The sequence below is a fragment of the Sphaerimonospora mesophila genome, assembly GCF_001417795.1.
GTDB classification, from domain to species: Bacteria; Actinomycetota; Actinomycetes; order Streptosporangiales; family Streptosporangiaceae; genus Sphaerimonospora; species Sphaerimonospora mesophila.
Genome location: NZ_BCBX01000050.1, coordinates 1 through 17174, shown reverse-complemented (window position 1 = coordinate 17174; position 17174 = coordinate 1). Strand labels below are relative to the sequence as shown.

The 17174-nt window shown below is 68.5% G+C and carries 15 protein-coding genes and 1 riboswitch; of the genes, 10 read left to right on the top strand and 5 right to left on the bottom strand.

The window, feature by feature from the left end; translation table 11 throughout:
- Positions 1-84: 84 nt before the first annotated feature.
- The 5 genes from AP234_RS29450 to AP234_RS29430 all read right to left on the bottom strand — a co-directional run bounded on the left by AP234_RS29450 (position 85) and on the right by AP234_RS29430 (position 3619).
- Complete coding sequence (locus tag AP234_RS29450; protein WP_055483071.1) at positions 85-540, bottom strand: PH domain-containing protein; 456 nt, start codon at positions 538-540, stop codon at positions 85-87.
- Positions 541-637: 97 nt separating this feature from the next.
- Positions 638-1108, bottom strand: coding sequence for a 6,7-dimethyl-8-ribityllumazine synthase (ribH, locus tag AP234_RS29445; RefSeq protein WP_055483022.1), 471 nt, complete (start codon positions 1106-1108; stop codon positions 638-640).
- The gene (locus AP234_RS29440; protein ID WP_055483021.1) at positions 1105-2334 is read right to left on the bottom strand and encodes a bifunctional 3,4-dihydroxy-2-butanone-4-phosphate synthase/GTP cyclohydrolase II; all 1230 of its coding nucleotides are present in this window, start codon (positions 2332-2334) and stop codon (positions 1105-1107) included. The genes ribH and AP234_RS29440 overlap by 4 nt, the downstream gene beginning before the upstream one ends.
- Entirely contained in the window at positions 2331-2984 is a 654-nt protein-coding gene (locus AP234_RS29435) for a nicotinamide mononucleotide transporter family protein (RefSeq protein WP_055483020.1), read from the bottom strand. The genes AP234_RS29440 and AP234_RS29435 overlap by 4 nt, the downstream gene beginning before the upstream one ends.
- Positions 2981-3619 (bottom strand): riboflavin synthase, encoded by a 639-nt coding sequence (locus tag AP234_RS29430; RefSeq protein ID WP_055483019.1) that lies wholly within the window; start codon positions 3617-3619, stop codon positions 2981-2983. Before AP234_RS29430 ends, AP234_RS29435 begins: the two co-directional genes overlap by 4 nt.
- A 158-nt stretch (positions 3620-3777) precedes the next feature.
- A riboswitch (FMN riboswitch) is annotated at positions 3778-3924 on the bottom strand.
- 279 nt (positions 3925-4203) lie between these two features.
- Between AP234_RS29430 and AP234_RS29425 the strand changes: the two genes are divergently transcribed.
- From AP234_RS29425 to AP234_RS29380, 10 genes are all read left to right on the top strand, one after another.
- On the top strand, positions 4204-5943 hold the full coding sequence (locus tag AP234_RS29425) for an ABC transporter family substrate-binding protein (protein ID WP_055483018.1): 1740 nt from the start codon (positions 4204-4206) through the stop codon (positions 5941-5943).
- Positions 5944-6163: 220 nt separating this feature from the next.
- The gene (locus AP234_RS29420; RefSeq protein WP_235558453.1) at positions 6164-7669 is read left to right on the top strand and encodes an ABC transporter permease; all 1506 of its coding nucleotides are present in this window, start codon (positions 6164-6166) and stop codon (positions 7667-7669) included.
- A 16-nt stretch (positions 7670-7685) separates the two neighbouring features.
- The gene (locus AP234_RS29415) at positions 7686-8663 is read left to right on the top strand and encodes an ABC transporter permease (protein WP_055483016.1); all 978 of its coding nucleotides are present in this window, start codon (positions 7686-7688) and stop codon (positions 8661-8663) included.
- On the top strand, positions 8663-9748 hold the full coding sequence (locus AP234_RS29410; RefSeq protein WP_055483015.1) for an ABC transporter ATP-binding protein: 1086 nt from the start codon (positions 8663-8665) through the stop codon (positions 9746-9748). The genes AP234_RS29415 and AP234_RS29410 overlap by 1 nt, the downstream gene beginning before the upstream one ends.
- Entirely contained in the window at positions 9745-10755 is a 1011-nt protein-coding gene (locus tag AP234_RS29405) for an ABC transporter ATP-binding protein (protein ID WP_055483014.1), read from the top strand. The genes AP234_RS29410 and AP234_RS29405 overlap by 4 nt, the downstream gene beginning before the upstream one ends.
- Before the next feature lie 401 nt (positions 10756-11156).
- Positions 11157-12188, top strand: a complete 1032-nt coding sequence (locus AP234_RS29400) for an ABC transporter permease (RefSeq protein WP_083502549.1) — start codon at positions 11157-11159, stop codon at positions 12186-12188.
- Positions 12189-12222: 34 nt separating this feature from the next.
- The gene (locus AP234_RS29395) at positions 12223-14019 is read left to right on the top strand and encodes an ABC transporter substrate-binding protein (protein WP_055483013.1); all 1797 of its coding nucleotides are present in this window, start codon (positions 12223-12225) and stop codon (positions 14017-14019) included.
- A gap of 78 nt (positions 14020-14097) precedes the next feature.
- On the top strand, positions 14098-15078 hold the full coding sequence (locus tag AP234_RS29390; protein WP_055483012.1) for an ABC transporter permease: 981 nt from the start codon (positions 14098-14100) through the stop codon (positions 15076-15078).
- A 40-nt stretch (positions 15079-15118) separates the two neighbouring features.
- The gene (locus AP234_RS29385) at positions 15119-16153 is read left to right on the top strand and encodes an ABC transporter ATP-binding protein (RefSeq protein ID WP_235558443.1); all 1035 of its coding nucleotides are present in this window, start codon (positions 15119-15121) and stop codon (positions 16151-16153) included.
- The coding region (locus AP234_RS29380) for an ABC transporter ATP-binding protein (protein ID WP_055483010.1) at positions 16150-17174 on the top strand (1025 nt) is incomplete at its 3' end. The genes AP234_RS29385 and AP234_RS29380, both read left to right, overlap by 4 nt.

Genomic DNA, 17174 nt, shown 5'->3' with positions numbered 1-17174 from the left:
CAGAGAATTCCACCGGAGAGCCCCCGAAGTGCCCGCGGCGGGTTTCGCCGGCGCCCAGCCGGCCGCGGTCGCGGATGAGGGCGCTCAGGCGTGGTCGGGGGCCTCGCCACGGTCGCGGATGAGGGCGCTCAGCTCGGCGACCGCCTTGCGCGAACGGGTCCGCTCGGTGCTCTGGATGCCCATGGCGCCGACCGTGAGCCCGTTGGCGAGGTCGATCCTCGGCCAGGGATCGCCCTCCTCCATCGTGATGTCCAGGACCTCGGGCCACTCGTAGCGGTGCACCCGCAGCGCGTTCACGATCGTGATGCCGCGTTCGTCGGCCTCGACCCGGAGCCGGCCCAGCAGGTGCAGCAGGCCGGCCACCAGGATGCCGAACACCACCAGGCCGATCCGGTCGGCGAGCTTGAACATGCCCGGCGGCATGATGATCGCCAGGACGACCGCGCCGACGACCATCACGACCGCCATGCCGTACGCGATTATCGTGGCGCGCCGGGGACGCCAGGTCACCGGCAGCTGCGGGGGGACGTGCTCACCCACGGCGGCCCACCCCGCGGACCGCCCCACCGCCCGCCGCGCGGGCACCGCTCCCCGGCTTCGACGTGACCAATTGACGCGACCTTCCCTCAGACGGCACTCATACAGTCAGGCTGCGCAGGACGAGGGCCGTCTCCAGGGCCGCGACAGTGGCCTCGTAGCCCTTGTCCTCTTTGCTGCCGGGCCCGCCGGACCGCTCGACCGCCTGATCAAGGGTGTCACATGTGAGCACCCCGTTCCCTACGGGGGTCGACTCGTCCAGCGCCACCCTGGTGAGACCGGCGGTGACGGAGTCGCACACGTAGTCGAAGTGCGCGGTCTCCCCGCGGATCACCGCGCCGAGCGCGACCACCGCGTCGTAGCGCCGGGCCATGGCCTGGGCCACGACGGGGATCTCCAGCGAGCCCGCCACCCGCACGGTGACCGCGACCGCACCGCTGTCCCTGGCCGCCCGCTCCGCTCTCGCCGTCAGCCTGTCGGTGATCTCCTCGTGCCAGCGGGCCGCGACGATGCCGACGGTCAGACCGCCGGCGTCCACGGCCGCGGCCTCCGGACGCCCGGTTCCGCTCATCCGACGCCTCCTTCGGGAATGTGGTGGCCGAGCCGTTCGCGCTTGGCCGCCAGATAGGTCTCGTTGTACGGGTTCATGGCGACCGGCATGGGCTCGCGGCCGAGGACCTTGATGCCGTAGCCGTCCATGCCGCGCACCTTGGCCGGATTGTTGGTCAGCAGCCGCACCGACTTCACCCCGAGGTCGGCCAGCATCTGCCCGGCGTTGGAGAACTCCCGCGCGTCCACCGGCAGCCCCAGCTCGATGTTGGCGTCGACGGTGTCGCTGCCGTTGTCCTGCAGGCCGTACGCCCTGAGCTTGGCCAGCAGCCCGATGCCGCGGCCCTCGTGGCCGCGCAGGTAGACGATCACTCCCCGGCCCTCTTCGGCGATCAGGCGCATCGCGTTGTCGAGCTGCACGCCGCAGTCGCAGCGCAGCGAGCCGAGCACGTCGCCGGTGAGGCACTCGGAGTGCGCCCGCACCAGGATGTTCTCGCCGTCGGCGAGATCGCCGTACACCAGGGCCATGTGCTCGCCGCCGTCGAGCGCGCTCGCGAAGCCGTACGCGCGCCACATGCCGTAGTGGTTGGGGATCCGGGTCTCGGCGACCCGGGTGACCATCCGCTCGGAGCGCCGCCGGTGCTCGACGAGTTGCTCGATCGAGACGAGCGCGAGGTCGTGCTCGTCGGCGAACTCGCGCAGCCTCGGCAGGCGGGCCATCGTGCCGTCGTCGTTGACGATCTCGGCGAGGGCGCCGCCGGCCGACAGCCCGGCCAGCCTGGCGAGGTCGACGGCCGCCTCGGTGTGGCCCCGCCGCACGAGAACGCCGCCCTCCCGGTAGCGCAGCGGGAAGATGTGGCCCGGCCGCACCAGCTCGTACGGCTCGGTCGCCGAGTCGCACAGCGTACGGATCGTCCTGGCCCGGTCGGCCGCCGAGATGCCGGTGGTCACCCCGTCACGGGCGTCCACGCTGATCGTGTACGCCGTACGGAGGCGCTCGCGGTTGTCGCGCACCATGAGCGGCAGGCCGAGCCTGTCGAGCTCGGCGCCCTCCATCGCGACACAGATCACGCCGCTGGTGTGCCGGATCATGAAGGCGAGCAGTTCCGGCGTCGCCTTGGCCGCGGCGAAGATGAGGTCGCCCTCGTTCTCGCGGTTCTCGTCGTCGACGACCACGACGGGCCTGCCGTCGCGGATGTCGGCGATCGCCCGCTCGATCGGATCCAGCTTGATCTTGTCTTCGGTCACGCCGCCACCGCCTCCGTATCCGCCGCCACGGCGCGCGACTGGCGCAGCCAGTCACGGAACCCGATCAGAACCATCACGAAGAACACGCCGTAGACCAGGCCGGAGACCACCAGCCCGGAATGGAAGGCCAGCGGCACGCCGACGACGTCGACGGCCACCCAGACCAGCCAGAAGTCGACCAGCGCCCTGCCCTGCGCCCAGGTCGCCACGGCGCTGCCCACGAAGATGTAGGCGTCCGGCCAGGGGGCCCAGGAGACGTTCCACCCCCTGGAGTTGAGCAGCGTGAACAGCAGCGCGACCGCGACGGTCCCGGCGATCAGCACCGCCAGCAGCACCGTGCGCTCGCGGCCGGTCGCCGACCGGATCGGCAGCGCGGCGCCGTCGCGGGTGCCGCGCGACCACCTGAACCATCCGTAAACGGCGAGCACGCCGAACAGCGCCTGCTTGAGCGCGTTGCCCGTGATGTGCGCGCTGATCGACGCGACGAACAGCAGCACGGCGCCGAGGAGCTGCACGGGCCAGGTCCAGATCGTCTTCCTGATGGCGAGCCAGACCGTCCCCAGCGCGCAGGCGTTCCCCACCAGGTCGGTCCACAGCACGCGCTGCCCCAGCACGTCGAAGCCGACCTCGTACCAGCCGGCGCCGGTCATGCCCGTGTCCCGGCGGTCAGCTTCTCGACATACTTGGCGATGACGTCGACCTCGATGTTCACCGGGTCGCCCGGCTGCTTGCCGCCGAGGGTGGTGAGCCCGAGCGTGGTGGGGATGAGGCCGACCGAGAACCGGTCGGCCGCCGCCTCGACCACGGTCAGGCTGACGCCGTCCACCGCGACCGACCCCTTCTCCACCATGTAGCGGGCGAGATCGGCGGGCAGTGAGATCCGTACGGTCTCCCAGTTGGCGCCGGGCTCGCGGGACAGGATCACGCCCGTGCCGTCCACGTGACCCTGCACGATGTGCCCGCCCAGGCGCTGGTCGGCCCGTACGGCACGCTCCAGGTTGACCCGGGAACCGGGCCGCAGCGCGCCGAGGCAGGAGCGGTCGAGCGTCTCCTTCATCACATCGGCGGTGAACACGGCCCCGTCGACGGAGGTCACCGTGAGACACACCCCGTTGACGGCGATCGAGTCGCCGTGGCGGGCGTCCGTGGTGACGATCTCACCGCGTACGGTGAGCAGCGCCGAATCGCCGCCCCCATCTGTTCTCGATCCGGGGCCTTCGCCCCCGCCGCCCCCGAGCTCGACGGCGACGACCTCGCCGAGCTCCTCGACGATTCCGGTGAACATCTGAACTCTCCTTCGGGGGAAGCCCGGCATGGGTGAAGGAGAGACCACCGCTCTTGCCTCCCGCCTGCGCCGGACGCGTCGTCACGGCGGGCTCCGGGGAGGATGCGGCTTCGCATCACGTCGACGGACGACTGCGCCTCCTCGGCACGGTCGCCCGCTCGCGCGCTTCCTCCCATCCGGACTTTCACCGTCGGTCCTGGAATCTCACCAGGTCCACCGGCCGATGGCTTCGGCCGGGTCGCGGACTGCCACCCGCACGGGGTGTCACCGCCGGTTCGGAATTACACCGACCCCGGAGCACGCTCGCTCTGTCGTCAACCAGTGTGCCATGCCCGCCACGGTGACCGTTATGGAGGGATTGCACTGCCGCCTCCGCGGCGGTCTCGCATCGGTCTTGTCAGGATTCGGTGCTGGTTGCGTCACAGGGTTGTGACACACAACCGCAATTCATCCCAAGCGATCACAAATCGGAATGTTCCCCGCATCGGACCAGCAACTTTCAGGTCCGCCCTCTTAACCTCCGCGCCAAGTGATGCTTAGTTGACCGCAAAGCTCTTACAGATCGACCCCCCAGGAGTGAGTCCGTGTCATTCGCACACAGGGGCGTAAGGTTCCTCGCGGTCGCCACGGGAGCAGCGATCCTGCTCACGGCCTGCGGCGGCACCGAGAAGCCGGCCGCCAACTCGACCAGCCCGGCGGCCGAGGCACCGGCAGCCGGCGACCAGACGGTCACCCACGCCTTCGAGCAGGAGATCAGTTCCTACAACGGCTTCACGCCGGAGGAGTACTCCTCGAAGAACCACATCGTCGTCAACCGGGTCCTTCAGGACGTCTGGTACTACAGTCCCGAAGGCGGGGTAGGCCGCAACGAAGAGATGGCGACCTACGAGAAGGTCTCCGACGACCCGCTGACGGTGAAGTACACCTTCAACCCCAAGGCGGTCTGGTCCGACGGCGCCGACATCGGCTGTGTCGACGTGATGCTGACCTACGCGACGGGCTCGGGCAAGTTCCCCGACTTCTCCTACATCAACACCGATCAGTGGGGCCGGGCCGAGATGCCCGACTGCAAGGTCGGCGACAAGGAGATCACGCTCAAGTACAAGAGCCCGTTCGCCGACTGGGAAGCCCTCGAAATGATCACCATGCCGGCGCACATCGTCGCGGAGCAGGGTGGGCTCACGGTCGAGGAGTTCGTCGACGCCGTCAAGGCCGGCGACCAGGCCAAGTTGAAGAAGGCCGCCGAGTTCTACAGCAAGGGCTGGCTGTTCAACGGCGCGCTGCCCGACAAGAAGCTGCTGCCGTCCAGCGGTCAGTACGTCATCGACTCCTTCGCGCCGGGCCAGTCGGTGACTCTGGTACGGAACGACAAATACTGGGGGGAGCCGGCCAAGGCCGACAAGGTCGTCATCCGGTTCATCCCGCAGGACGAGCAGGTCCAGGCGCTGCAGAACGGTGAGACCAACATCATCGAGCCGCAGGCCAACCCGGACGTCCTGGCCCAGCTCCAGGGCCTGGACGGGATCCAGGTCAAGACGGGGGAGCAGTTCCTCTACGACCACCTGGACTTCAACTTCGACAAGGGCCCGTTCAAGGACGACTTCAAGCTGCGCCAGGCCTTCGCGCTCTGCGTGCCCCGCCAGCAGATCGTGGACAACCTGATCAAGCCGCAGCAGCCCAACGCCACCACCATGGACGTGCGCAACCTCGCGCCGTTCCAGCCGGGTTACGCCGAGGCGGTCGCCTTCAGCGGCGCCGACAAGTACAAGACCGTCGACATCGAGGGCGCCAAGAAGCTGCTCGCCGAGGCCGGCAAGTCCAAGGTGAAGGTCCGGATCGGCTACAACCAGCCCAACCCCCGCCGCACCCAGGTCGTCGAGCTGATCAAGGCCTCGTGCGACCAGGCCGGGTTCGAGATCGAGGACACCGGCAACGAGAAGTTCTTCAACGACGGCGGCGACCTCGCCACCGGCAACTTCGACGTCGCGCTGTTCGGCTGGTCCGGATCGTCCCTGGTCAGCGGCTGGCCCTCCACCTACAAGACGCCGAGCAAGTGCACCCCCTCGGCCAAGGGCAACAACAACGGCTGCTACTCCAACAAGGAGGTCGACAAGCTGCTGGACCAGCTCCTCGGCGAGACCGACTCGGCCAAGATCCTCGATCTCACCAAGCAGGTCGAGAAGATCCTCTGGGATGACCTGGCCACCATCCCGCTCTACTCCCAGCCGCAGCTGACCGCGTGGAGCGACAAGGTGCAGAACGTGGTGCCCAACCCGTCCCAGGCCTCCGTCACGTGGAACATGCACCAGTGGGCCATGCAGTGACAAGCGTCAGGTGACCATCTGACCACGCGCGGGGCCGGGCGACCATGAACCCGGCCCCGCGTGATGCCCACGCCCGCGCCCGCGCCGGCCGACGCCGCGCCGGTCCGCGGGCCGGGCGTCGCCACCCTCACGAACCACCGGCCCGCCGGCGGCTCACGCCTTGACCAGGCGGCCCGGTGGGCCCGGCCCGTCATCTGCAGGAGGTCGGGGACCCTTGCTTGTGTTCATCACGCGGCGGCTGCTCATATCGGCCATCGTCCTGCTCGCCGCGACATTCATCATGTTCGTCCTGGTCGCCCTGTCCGGGGACCCGCTCCAAGACCTGCGCGAGCAGTCGACTCCGCAGGCCAAGGCGCAGATGGCGGCCCGCATCGAGGCGATGCGGCTCGACGTGCCGATCCCGGTCCGCTATCTCGGCTGGCTCGGCGACCTCATCCTCCATGGAGACCTCGGCGTCGACAAGGCGGGCAGCTCGGTCTCCGCCCAACTCGGCCAGGCCACCGCGGCCACCCTCCAGCTCGTGGTCGTCGCGACGCTGCTCGGCGCGTTCATCGGCGTCACCATCGGCGTCATCTCGGCGCTGCGTCAGTACAGCAGTTTCGACCACGGCATTACTTTCACAGCTTTCGTCTGCTTCTCGCTACCGGTTTTCTGGGTGGCGACGATGCTCAAGCAGTACCTGGCGATCGAGTTCAACGACTGGCTGCGCGACCCCACGATCCCGGCCTGGGTCATCGCGGCACTGGCCGTGCTCGCCGGACTGGTCTGGGGCTCGATCTACCACGGGGATCGGCGCGGCAAGCTGGCCGCCTTCGGCATCGGCTTCGCCGTCACCGCCGTGATCCTCTTCGCCCTCTCCGCGAGCCGCTGGTTCGCCGACCCCGGCCTCGGCTTCCCGTTCGTCCTCGTGGTCTCGCTGGCGGCCGCTGCCGGAATGGCGGCGTTGATCTCCGGCCTGGAGCACCTCCAGCCGATGTACGCGGCGCTGGCCGCCGCGGGGGTGGGCGCGCTGCTCTACTACCCGCTGCAGCCGATGCTGGACGACGCGAACCTGCTGTCCATCCTCGGCTTCGCGGCCGTCACCGTCGTGGTCTGCTGGGCGCTGGGACACCAGATCGGCGGGCTGCTGAGCCGGCAGGCCGTCCCGCTGGCCATCGGCAGCGGGCTGCTCACCGGCGGGCTGATCTTCTTCGACCGGCTCCTGCAGGCCTGGGGCAGCTACGCCGCCTCGGTGCGGGGCCGGCCGGTGGCCACGATCGGGTCGCAGACCCCCGACTACACCGGTGACTTCTGGCACATCTCGCTGGACACCTCGATGCACCTGCTGCTGCCCACGCTGGCGCTCATTCTGATCGGCCTGGCCGGTCACTCGCGCTACAGCAGGGCGAGCATGCTCGAGGTGATGAACCAGGACTACGTCCGTACGGCTCGGGCCAAGGGCCTGCCGGAGCGGACGGTGGTCGTCAAGCACGCGTTCCGCAACGGGCTGATCCCGATCACCACGATCCTCGCGCTCGACTTCGCCGCGGTCTTCAGCGGCGCCGTCGTCACCGAGCACGTCTTCGGCTGGCGCGGCCTGGGATCGATGTTCACCAAGGCGCTCCGAGAGGTGGACCCGATGCCGGTCATGGGGTTCTTCCTGGTCTCGGGCGCCGCCATCGTGCTCTGGAACATGCTCGCCGACATCGCCTACGCGTTCCTCGACCCACGCATCCGGCTGTCCTGACGGAGCGGAGACACAGATGACACTCAACACGGAGCAGCTCCAGCCCGACGTCGAGACGCAGGGCATGACCGTCACCGCCCGCACCCAGCGCCAGCTCGTCATCCGCAGGTTCTTCCGGCACAAGGGGGCGCTGTTCGGCCTGGTCCTGTTCACCTTCGTCTTCGTCCTGGCCTTCTCCTCGATCGGCTTCGGCCCGATCCCCGGCTGGTGGGACAAGTCGTGGACGGGCACCGGCACCCTCGTGGACCGGGGCCGTCCCACGCTCAGCCTGCTCCCCGAGTTCCTCGGCGGCACCGGCGTCCACCTCGGCGAGCACCCGTTCGGCCAGGACAACCTGGGCAAGGACTACTTCGCGCTCACCATGCGCGGCACGCAGATCTCGATCATCGTGGCGCTGGCCATCGGCCTGATCTCCACCATCGTGGGCACCGTGATCGGCGCCCTGGCCGGCTACTTCCGCGGCCGGGCCGAGGCGGTGCTGATGCGGTTCACCGACGTGATGATCACGATCCCGGTCCTGGTCATCGGGGCCGTGGTCGGCCAGATGGCCGGCAACCTGGGGCCGTACTTCCTGGCCCTGATGCTCGGCCTGATCACCTGGACCAGCGTCGGCCGGCTCGTACGAGGCCAGTTCCTGTCGCTGCGGGAGAAGGAGTTCGTGGAGGCCGCCCGGGCCGTGGGCACCCCCGCCACCCGGATCATCTTCAAGCACATCCTGCCCAACACGCTCGGTGTGATCATCGTGAGCGCGACGCTGGCGATCTCCTCCGGCATCCTGCTGGAGACGGCGCTGTCGTTCCTGGGATTCGGCGTCAAGCCCCCGGACACGTCGCTCGGCCTGCTCATCGAGACCTACCGCAGCGCGATGGTGACCCGGCCGTGGCTGTTCTGGTGGCCCGGCATCTTCATCGTCGTGATCGCGCTGTCGGTCAACTTCATCGGCGACGGCCTGCGCGACGCCTTCGACCCTCGACAGAACCGGGTGCGTGACTGATGACGACGACCAACACCCAGGGCGCGCACATCGCCAGGCGCCTGTCGGACTCCAAGCGCCCGGGCGAGGCCGAGATCCTGAAGGTGGAGAACCTGCAGGTCTCCTTCCCCACCGACGACGGTCTCGTGCGGGCCGTACGCGGCGTGTCCTACACCGTGCACGAGCGCGAGGTGCTCGGCATCGTCGGCGAGTCCGGGTCCGGCAAGTCGGTCTCCTCGATGGCGGTCATGGGCCTGCTGCCCAAGAGCGCGAGGATCACCGGCAGCATCCACTACCGCGGCGACGACATGCTGAAGATGACGGAGCGCAGGCGCCGCGGTCTGCGTGGGCGCAGGATCGCCATGATCTTCCAAGATCCGATGACCGCGCTCAACCCGGTGCACACCATCGGCGACCAGCTCGCCGAGGCGGTGCTCGCCCATGAGCTGGTCCCCCGGAAGGATGCGCTGGCCCGGGCCAGGGAGATGCTCGACCTGGTCGGCATCCCGCAGGCCGGAGCCCGGCTGCGCGCCTATCCGCACGAGTTCTCCGGCGGCATGCGGCAGCGCGCGATGATCGCCATGGCGGTCATCAACAATCCGGACGTGATCATCGCGGACGAGCCGACCACCGCGCTGGACGTGACCGTCCAGGCCCAGATCCTGGAGAAGCTCCTGGAGGTCAAGGACGCGGTGGACGCCGCGATCGTGCTGATCACGCACGACCTCGGCGTCATCGCGGGCATGGCCCACCGCGTCCTGGTGATGTACGCCGGCAAGCCGGTGGAGATCGGCGACGTCGACCGCACGTTCGCCTCGCCCCGCATGCCGTACACCGCGGGCCTGCTCGGCTCGATCCCCACGACGGGGTCGTCCGGCGGCCGGCTGCGACCGATCAAGGGATCACCGCCCTCACTGATCAATCTGCCGCCCGGCTGCCCGTTCTCCCCGCGCTGCCCGCTCGCCGACGAGCGCTGCCGGACGGCCGAGCCGGTGCTGGAGGAGACGGACATCGGCGGGCACTACGCGGCCTGCCATCACTGGCGCCGGCTGGCCGCGCACTCCGACCCGACAGCACTGTTCAAGACGAACGGCGAGGCCTCATGACCGAGAATGTGCTGACCGAGAATGGGCCACTGCTCGAGGTCAGCGACCTCGTGGTGAACTTCCCCATCAAGGGCGGCATCGTGCGCAGGACCGTCGGGCGGATCCAGGCGGTCAGCGGGGTGTCGCTGCATGTCGACAAGGGCGAGACGCTCGGGGTCGTCGGCGAGTCCGGCTGCGGCAAGTCGACCACGGGCCGGGCCGTGCTGCAGCTCCACCGTCCCACGTCCGGCTCGGTCCGCTTCGCCGGCAAGGAGCTGACCACGCTGACGGCCAAACAGATGCAGGCCGTTCGGCGTGACATGCAGATCGTCTTCCAGGACCCCTACGCGTCGCTCAACCCGACGATGCCGGTGAACGACATCATCGCCGAGCCGCTCAGGGTCCACGGCCTGTGGAAGTCCACGGGGCGCGAGAAGGTCGCCGAGCTGCTGCGCATGGTCGGGCTGAGCCCCGAGCACGGCAACCGGTACCCGCACGAGTTCTCCGGCGGCCAGCGCCAGCGCGTCGGCATCGCCAGGGCGTTGGCGCTGCAGCCCAAACTGCTGATCCTCGACGAGCCGGTGTCGGCCCTGGACGTGTCGGTGCAGGCCGGTGTGGTCAACCTGCTGGAGGACCTGCAGGATGCCCTGGGCCTGGCCTACGTGTTCATCGCGCACGATCTGTCGGTGGTGCGGCACATCTCCGACCGGGTCGCGGTGATGTACCTGGGCAAGGTCGTGGAGACCGGACCGCGCGACGATCTCTATGACCGGCCCGCGCATCCCTACACCCAGGCGTTGCTCTCGGCCGCCCCCACGGCCGACCCGGCGGCGGAACGGAGCAGGGAGCGGATCATCCTCACCGGCGACGTGCCCTCTCCCATCGACCCGCCCTCGGGCTGCCGATTCCGCACCCGCTGCTGGAAAGCGCGGGAGATCTGCGCCGAGGAAGAGCCCGAACTGGTCGACCGTGGCAACGGCCACCCGGTCGCGTGCCACTTCGCCGAGGTGAACACGGCCGTCACCTGACGTCAAATGACGTCATCCGGCCCTCGGCCCCCGGCCTCGTTCCATGCCGGGGGCCGTCGCCGTCTTATGCGGCGCCCGCGCCGGCGGTCTTTCTCCTCCGCCCGGCCGGTGGGCGGCGCCCGATCAATCAATTGATCGTTCAACTAATGCGATATCTCTGTCTCATCCGAATTATGTCACGAACTCGTGACATGGATACATAGAGTCAAATCTCATTCTCGACGACACATCTCCGCCGGTCAACGGGTTTCAGGGCACGAGCTGATTTAATTTAGGGAGCAATGCAGACAAAAGACGGAATGTTCCCGACTTCCAATTGACTCCCGGAAATCGAGTTGCGAAAGTTCCCCTACAGTCAGATCCCATCCGATCGCTGACGGCCCACCCGGGAGCACCGCACCATGACGTTCCCCTCTTCGGCCCCTTCTCCGGCGGCCGCAGAAACCACCGAGGACACCGCCGGTTCCGCCGATCCGGCAGGGTCCGCTCCGGCCATCGTCGGCCGCTCGCCCGGCCGCCTGATGTGGCGGCGGTTCCGGCGCGACCGGACCGGTGTCGTCTCGGCCCTGGTCGTGCTGGCATTCTTTCTGATCGCCCTGCTCGCGCCGGTCATCTCGAAGCTCTACGGCAAGGACCCCTACACCACCTACGGGCAGAATCGGCCGGGCCTGCTGAACGAGTTCGGATATCCGATCGCCCCCAACGGCGGCATGAGCGGCGAATTCTGGTTCGGCCTGGAGCCGGGCCTGGGCCGGGACGTCTTCATGCAACTCGTGTACGGCATCCGCACCTCGCTGAGCATCGCCGTGGTCGTCACGCTGGTCACGGTGGTCCTCGGCGTGGTGCTGGGCATCACGGCCGGATACATCGGCGGCAAGACCGACTACGTGATCGGCCGGGTCATCGACACGCTGCTGGCCTTCCCGCAGCAACTCTTCCTCATCGTCTTCCTGCCGGTCGTCGAGGCCGCCATCGTGCTGCCGGAGGAGGAGACCCCGGTCTGGCTCAGGTTCGTCTCGATCTGCGTCGTGCTGACCGTCCTCGGCTGGGCCGCACTCGCCCGTCTGCTCCGCTCGCAGGTCCTGTCGCTGCGCACGAGGGAGTTCGTGGAGGCGGCCCGGGTGACCGGCGCCTCGCCGGCCCGGATCATCTTCAAGGAGCTGCTGCCCAACCTGTGGACGCCGATCATCATCCAGGGCACGCTGCTGCTCCCGCTGTTCGTCGGCGCCGAGGCCGGCCTGGGCTTCCTCGGTGTGGGCATGACCGAGCCCACCCCCGACTGGGGCCGCATGTTCCAGGTGGGCGTCAACGTCTACCACTCCGACGTGACGTACCTGATCTTCCCCGGCGTCTCCATGGTGATCTTCGTCATCGCGTTCAACCTGTTCGGAGACTCCATCCGCGACGCTTTCGACCCCAAGACCAAGCGCTGACTCCGGCAGCGCCCATCCCCATAGGAAGGACCACATGAGATCGCACAGCAGGCGAATCGCCTCGATGACCGCCGTGCTCGCGGCAGGCGCGCTGGCCCTGGCCGGCTGCGCCAAGGGCGGAGGCGGCGGCGCACCCGAGACCGCCGCGGGCACCTCTTCGCAGAAGCCGCTGGAGAACAAGGCCGTCAGCGCGATCACGGTCGGCACCGCCGAGGACTCCAAGGGCCCCGCCCCCGAGATCGCCGAGGCCAAGACGGGCGGCACGGTCACCATGCTCGACCGCGACGACTTCAGCCACCTGGACCCGGGCCGCGTCTACCTGAACTACAACTCCTCGGTGTCGGAGCTGTTCACCCGTCAGCTCACGAACTACAAGCGCAACGCCGACGGCACCCTCACGCTGGTGGGCGACCTGGCCACCGACACCGGCAGCACCACCGACAGCGGCAAGACCTGGACGTTCACCCTCAAGGACGGCCTGAAGTGGGAGGACGGCTCCCCCATCACCTCGGCCGACATCAAGTACAGCTTCGAGCGCCTGTTCGCCGACTTCATCACCGAGGGCCCGACCTACGCCCAGCAGTGGCTGGTGCCGGAGGCGGACAAGCCGTTCCGCGACCAGTACGAGGGCCCCTACGACGGCAAGGAACTCGACACGATCGAGACCCCCGACGACAAGACGGTGGTCTTCCACCTCAACGGCGCCCACCCCGACTTCAACTTCACGCTGGCGATGACGGGCTACGGCGCGGTGCCGAAGGCCCACGACACCAAGCAGAAGTACGACAGGCACCCGTTCTCCTCCGGGCCGTACAAGATCGTGAGCCACGTCACGGACAAGTCGCTCGACCTTGAGCGCAACCCGCACTGGGACAAGAACACCGACCCGATCCGGCATGCCTACCCGGACAAGTGGCACATGGAGTTCGGCTACCAGTCGCAGCAGACGACCGAGCGCTTCCTGGCCGACAACGGCAAGGACAAGCAGGCGTTCACGTTCCACAACCCGGTCGCGCCGGAGCGGGTGCAGGAGGTGCTGGGCAACGCCGAGGCGATGCAGCGCTCCCTGCAGGGCCTGACCCCGTTCACCACCTTCTACAACATCAACACCAAGCGGGTCACCGACGTCAACGTCCGCAAGGCGCTCATCACGGCCTGGCCGAACAAGCAGATCCAGCAGCTCGCGGGCGGCGAGGTCACGGCGGGCAAGATCGCCACGACCGTCATGAGCCCGACCGTGATGGGCTATGAGGCCTTCGACCTGTACGGCAAGCTGCAGAAGCCGGAGGGCGACCCCGAGGCGGCCAAGCAGCTCCTCGCGCAGTCGGGCGACCCCAACCCGACCATCGTCTACGCCTACAACCAGACGCCGACCCAGGAGAAGATCACCGTCGCCATCAAGGAGGCGCTGACCAAGGCCGGCTTCAAGGTCGTGGCCAAGCCGCTCAACCCAGCGACCTACTACGACGCCATCGGTCTGGTCGACAACAAGTACGACGTCTACTGGGGTGGCTGGGCCGCCGACTGGCCGACCGGCTCGACCGCGATCCAGCCGCAGTTCGACGGCCGTCAGATCGCCGACGGCGCCACGAACTACAGCCACCTCGACGTGCCGGAGATCAACGAGGGCATCGACAAGGCCAACGCGATCACCGACCCGGTCGAGGCCGGCAAGGCGTGGGCCGCGCTCGACCGTAAGATCATGGACCAGGCCGCGATCATCCCCGAGTTCTACCAGACCTACTTCGGTCTGTACGGCTCCGGCCTCGGCGGCGTCAAGTTCGACCCGCTCTGGGGCGAGCAGTCCCCCCTGGACATCTGGGTCAAGTAACCGTCATCCGGTCGCCGCCTCCGTCCCGGCGGGGGCGGCGACCCCGGAAAATCCGCCCGCTGGAGCAGGTACGACACCATGGCCGGCTTTCTGGTACGCCGAATCCTCGGCGCACTCGTGATCCTGATGATCATCAGTGCCGTCACGTTCTATCTCTTCTACGCCATCCCCCGCGATCCCGCCCGGGCCTTCTGCGGCAAGATCTGCCGTCCGGAGACGCTGGATCTCATCCGGCACAACCTGGGGATGGACGAGCCGCTGTTCGTGCAGTACTGGCACTGGCTGGCCGGCATCTTCATGGGCCGCGAGTTCGTCCAGTTCGGCGCGTGTCCGGCACCCTGCCTCGGCTACTCCTTCGCCACCCAGGAGCCGGTGTTCAGCGCCATCCTGGACCGCTTCCCGGTGACCCTGTCCCTCACGCTCGGGGCCTCGCTGGTCATCCTGTCCTTCGGCATCCTCACCGGCATGCTCGCGGCCTGGAAGGTCGGGCGGCCGCTCGACAAGATCGCCAGCTCGTCGTCGGTGATCGGGGCCTCGCTGCAGATCTACTTCATCGGGCCGCTGCTGGCGTTCTACCTCGTGGACACGCTCGAGCTGATCCCGCGCCCGTCCTACGTCCCCGTCTCGGAGGACCCGGTGGGCTGGTTCACCCACCTGCTGCTCCCGTGGGTGGTGCTGTCGATCATCTTCACCGCCAACTACACCCGCATGACCCGGTCGCAGATGGTCGAGCAGCTCACCGAGGACTATGTCCGTACGGCACGGGCCAAGGGCATGTCGGGCCGGACGGTGTTCTTCCGCTTCGCCTGGCGCGGGGCGATGATCCCGATCGTCACGATCTTCGGCGTCGACCTCGCCGCGCTGCTGGGCGGAGCGATCATCACCGAGCAGACGTTCACGCTGCACGGCATCGGCGAGCTCGCCGTACGCGCCGTGCAGAACACCGACCTGCCGATGCTGCTCGGCGTGACCATCGTGGGCGCGACGGCCATCGTCATCCTGAACATCGTGGTAGACGTGCTCTACGCGGTCATCGACCCGCGGGTACGGCTGAGCTGAGCCGAGTCGAGCCGAGCAAATGAGCAACCTGGAGCAGCAAGTGACCACCTCGCCCCCGGGGCCGTTCCTGTCCGTGCGCGATCTCAGCGTCGAGTTCAGCACCGAGGACGGCATCGTCCACGCGGTCGACGGCCTCTCCTTCGACCTGAGGAAGGGCACCACGCTCGGCATCGTCGGAGAGTCCGGGTCGGGCAAGTCGGTCACGAACCTCGCGATCCTCGGACTCCACGACCCCGACCACACGAAGATCGGCGGGGAGATCTGGCTGGAGGACCGGGAGCTGACCGGCGCCGACAGGGCCACGATGGAGAGGCTCCGCGGCAACCGCATCTCGATGATCTTCCAGGACCCGCTGACCGCGCTGTCGCCGTTCCACACGATCGGCCGGCAGATCGGCGAGGTCTACCGCAAGCACCGCGGCGCGAGCAAGAAGGAGGCGCGCGAGCGGGCCATCGAGATGCTGAGCCGGGTCGGGATCCCCCAGCCGGCCACCCGCGTCGACCACTACCCGCACGAGTTCTCCGGCGGCATGCGGCAGCGCGCGATGATCGCGATGGCGCTGGTCTGCGACCCGGACCTGGTGATCGCGGACGAGCCGACGACCGCCCTCGACGTGACCGTGCAGGCGCAGATCCTCGACCTGCTCAAGGAACTGCAGCAGCAGACCGGCACCGCGGTCATCCTGATCACCCACGACCTCGGGGTGGTCGCCAACACGGCCGACGACATCCTGGTCATGTACGCCGGCCGGGCCGTCGAGCGGGGGACCGTGCGCGAGGTGCTCACCGAGCCCCGCCACCCCTACACCTGGGGGCTGCTCTCGTCGATGCCCCGCCTGACCTCCTCGGTCGACGCGCCGCTGAAGCCGGTGCGCGGCACGCCCCCGAGCCTGCTCAGCCCGCCGCCCGGCTGTCCCTTCCACCCCCGCTGCGACTATCCGGAGCTGGCCGGGCCCGAGCTCTGCCGCACCCAGCGGCCGGAGATCTCCCCCGCCACCGGCCACGGCGACGCCTGTTATCTCAGCCTCCGTCAGAAGACGGAGATCCGCACCGCCCAGATCGAGGATCACGCATGAGCGAGACGCTGCTGGAGCTGCAGGGGCTGGTCAAGCACTTCCCCGTCCGGGGCGGCGTGCTGATCAAGCATCAGGTCGGCAGCGTCCACGCGGTGGACGGGATCGACCTCACGGTCGGGACCGGCGAGTCCGTCGGCCTCGTCGGCGAGTCGGGCTGCGGCAAGTCCACGACCGGACGGCTGGCCGCCCGCCTGCTGGAGCCGACGTCGGGCAAGATCCTCTATCGGGGACGCGACATCTCCCACGACTCCCGGCGCAGGCTCAAGCCGATCAGGCCCGAGATCCAGATGATCTTCCAGGACCCCTACAGCTCGCTCAACCCCCGCCACACCGTCGGCACGATCATCAACGGCCCGATGGAGATCAACGGCATCGAGCCGCCGGGCGGGCGGCGCAAGCGGGTGCAGGAGCTCCTGGAGATCGTCGGTCTCAACCCCGAGCACTACAACCGCTTCCCGCACGAGTTCTCCGGCGGACAGCGGCAGCGCATCGGCATCGCCCGGGCGCTGGCGCTCAACCCCAGGCTGATCATCGCGGACGAGCCGGTGTCGGCGCTCGACGTGTCCATCCAGGCGCAGGTCGTGAACCTGCTGCAGGAGCTGCAGCGCGATCTCGGCATCGCGTTCCTGTTCATCGCGCACGACCTCGCCGTCGTCCGCCACTTCTCCCAGCGCGTCGCGGTGATGTACCTCGGCAAGATCGTGGAGATCGGCGACCGGGAGTCGATCTACGAACGGCCGCGGCATCCGTACACGCACGCCCTGCTGTCCGCCGTACCCGAGCCCGACCTCGACGGCGAGCAGCGGGAGCGCATCCGCCTCGCCGGCGACGTGCCCTCCCCCATCGACCCGCCGTCGGGCTGCCGGTTCCGCACCCGCTGCTGGAAGGCCCAGGACAGGTGCGCCACCGAGGAGCCCCCGCTGGTGCGGCTGAACGGCAACCGGGAGGGCCACCTCACGGCCTGCCACTTCCCCGAGGCCCCCACGGTCCAGGGCGACGACGTCGTGCTCGACCCCGCCCT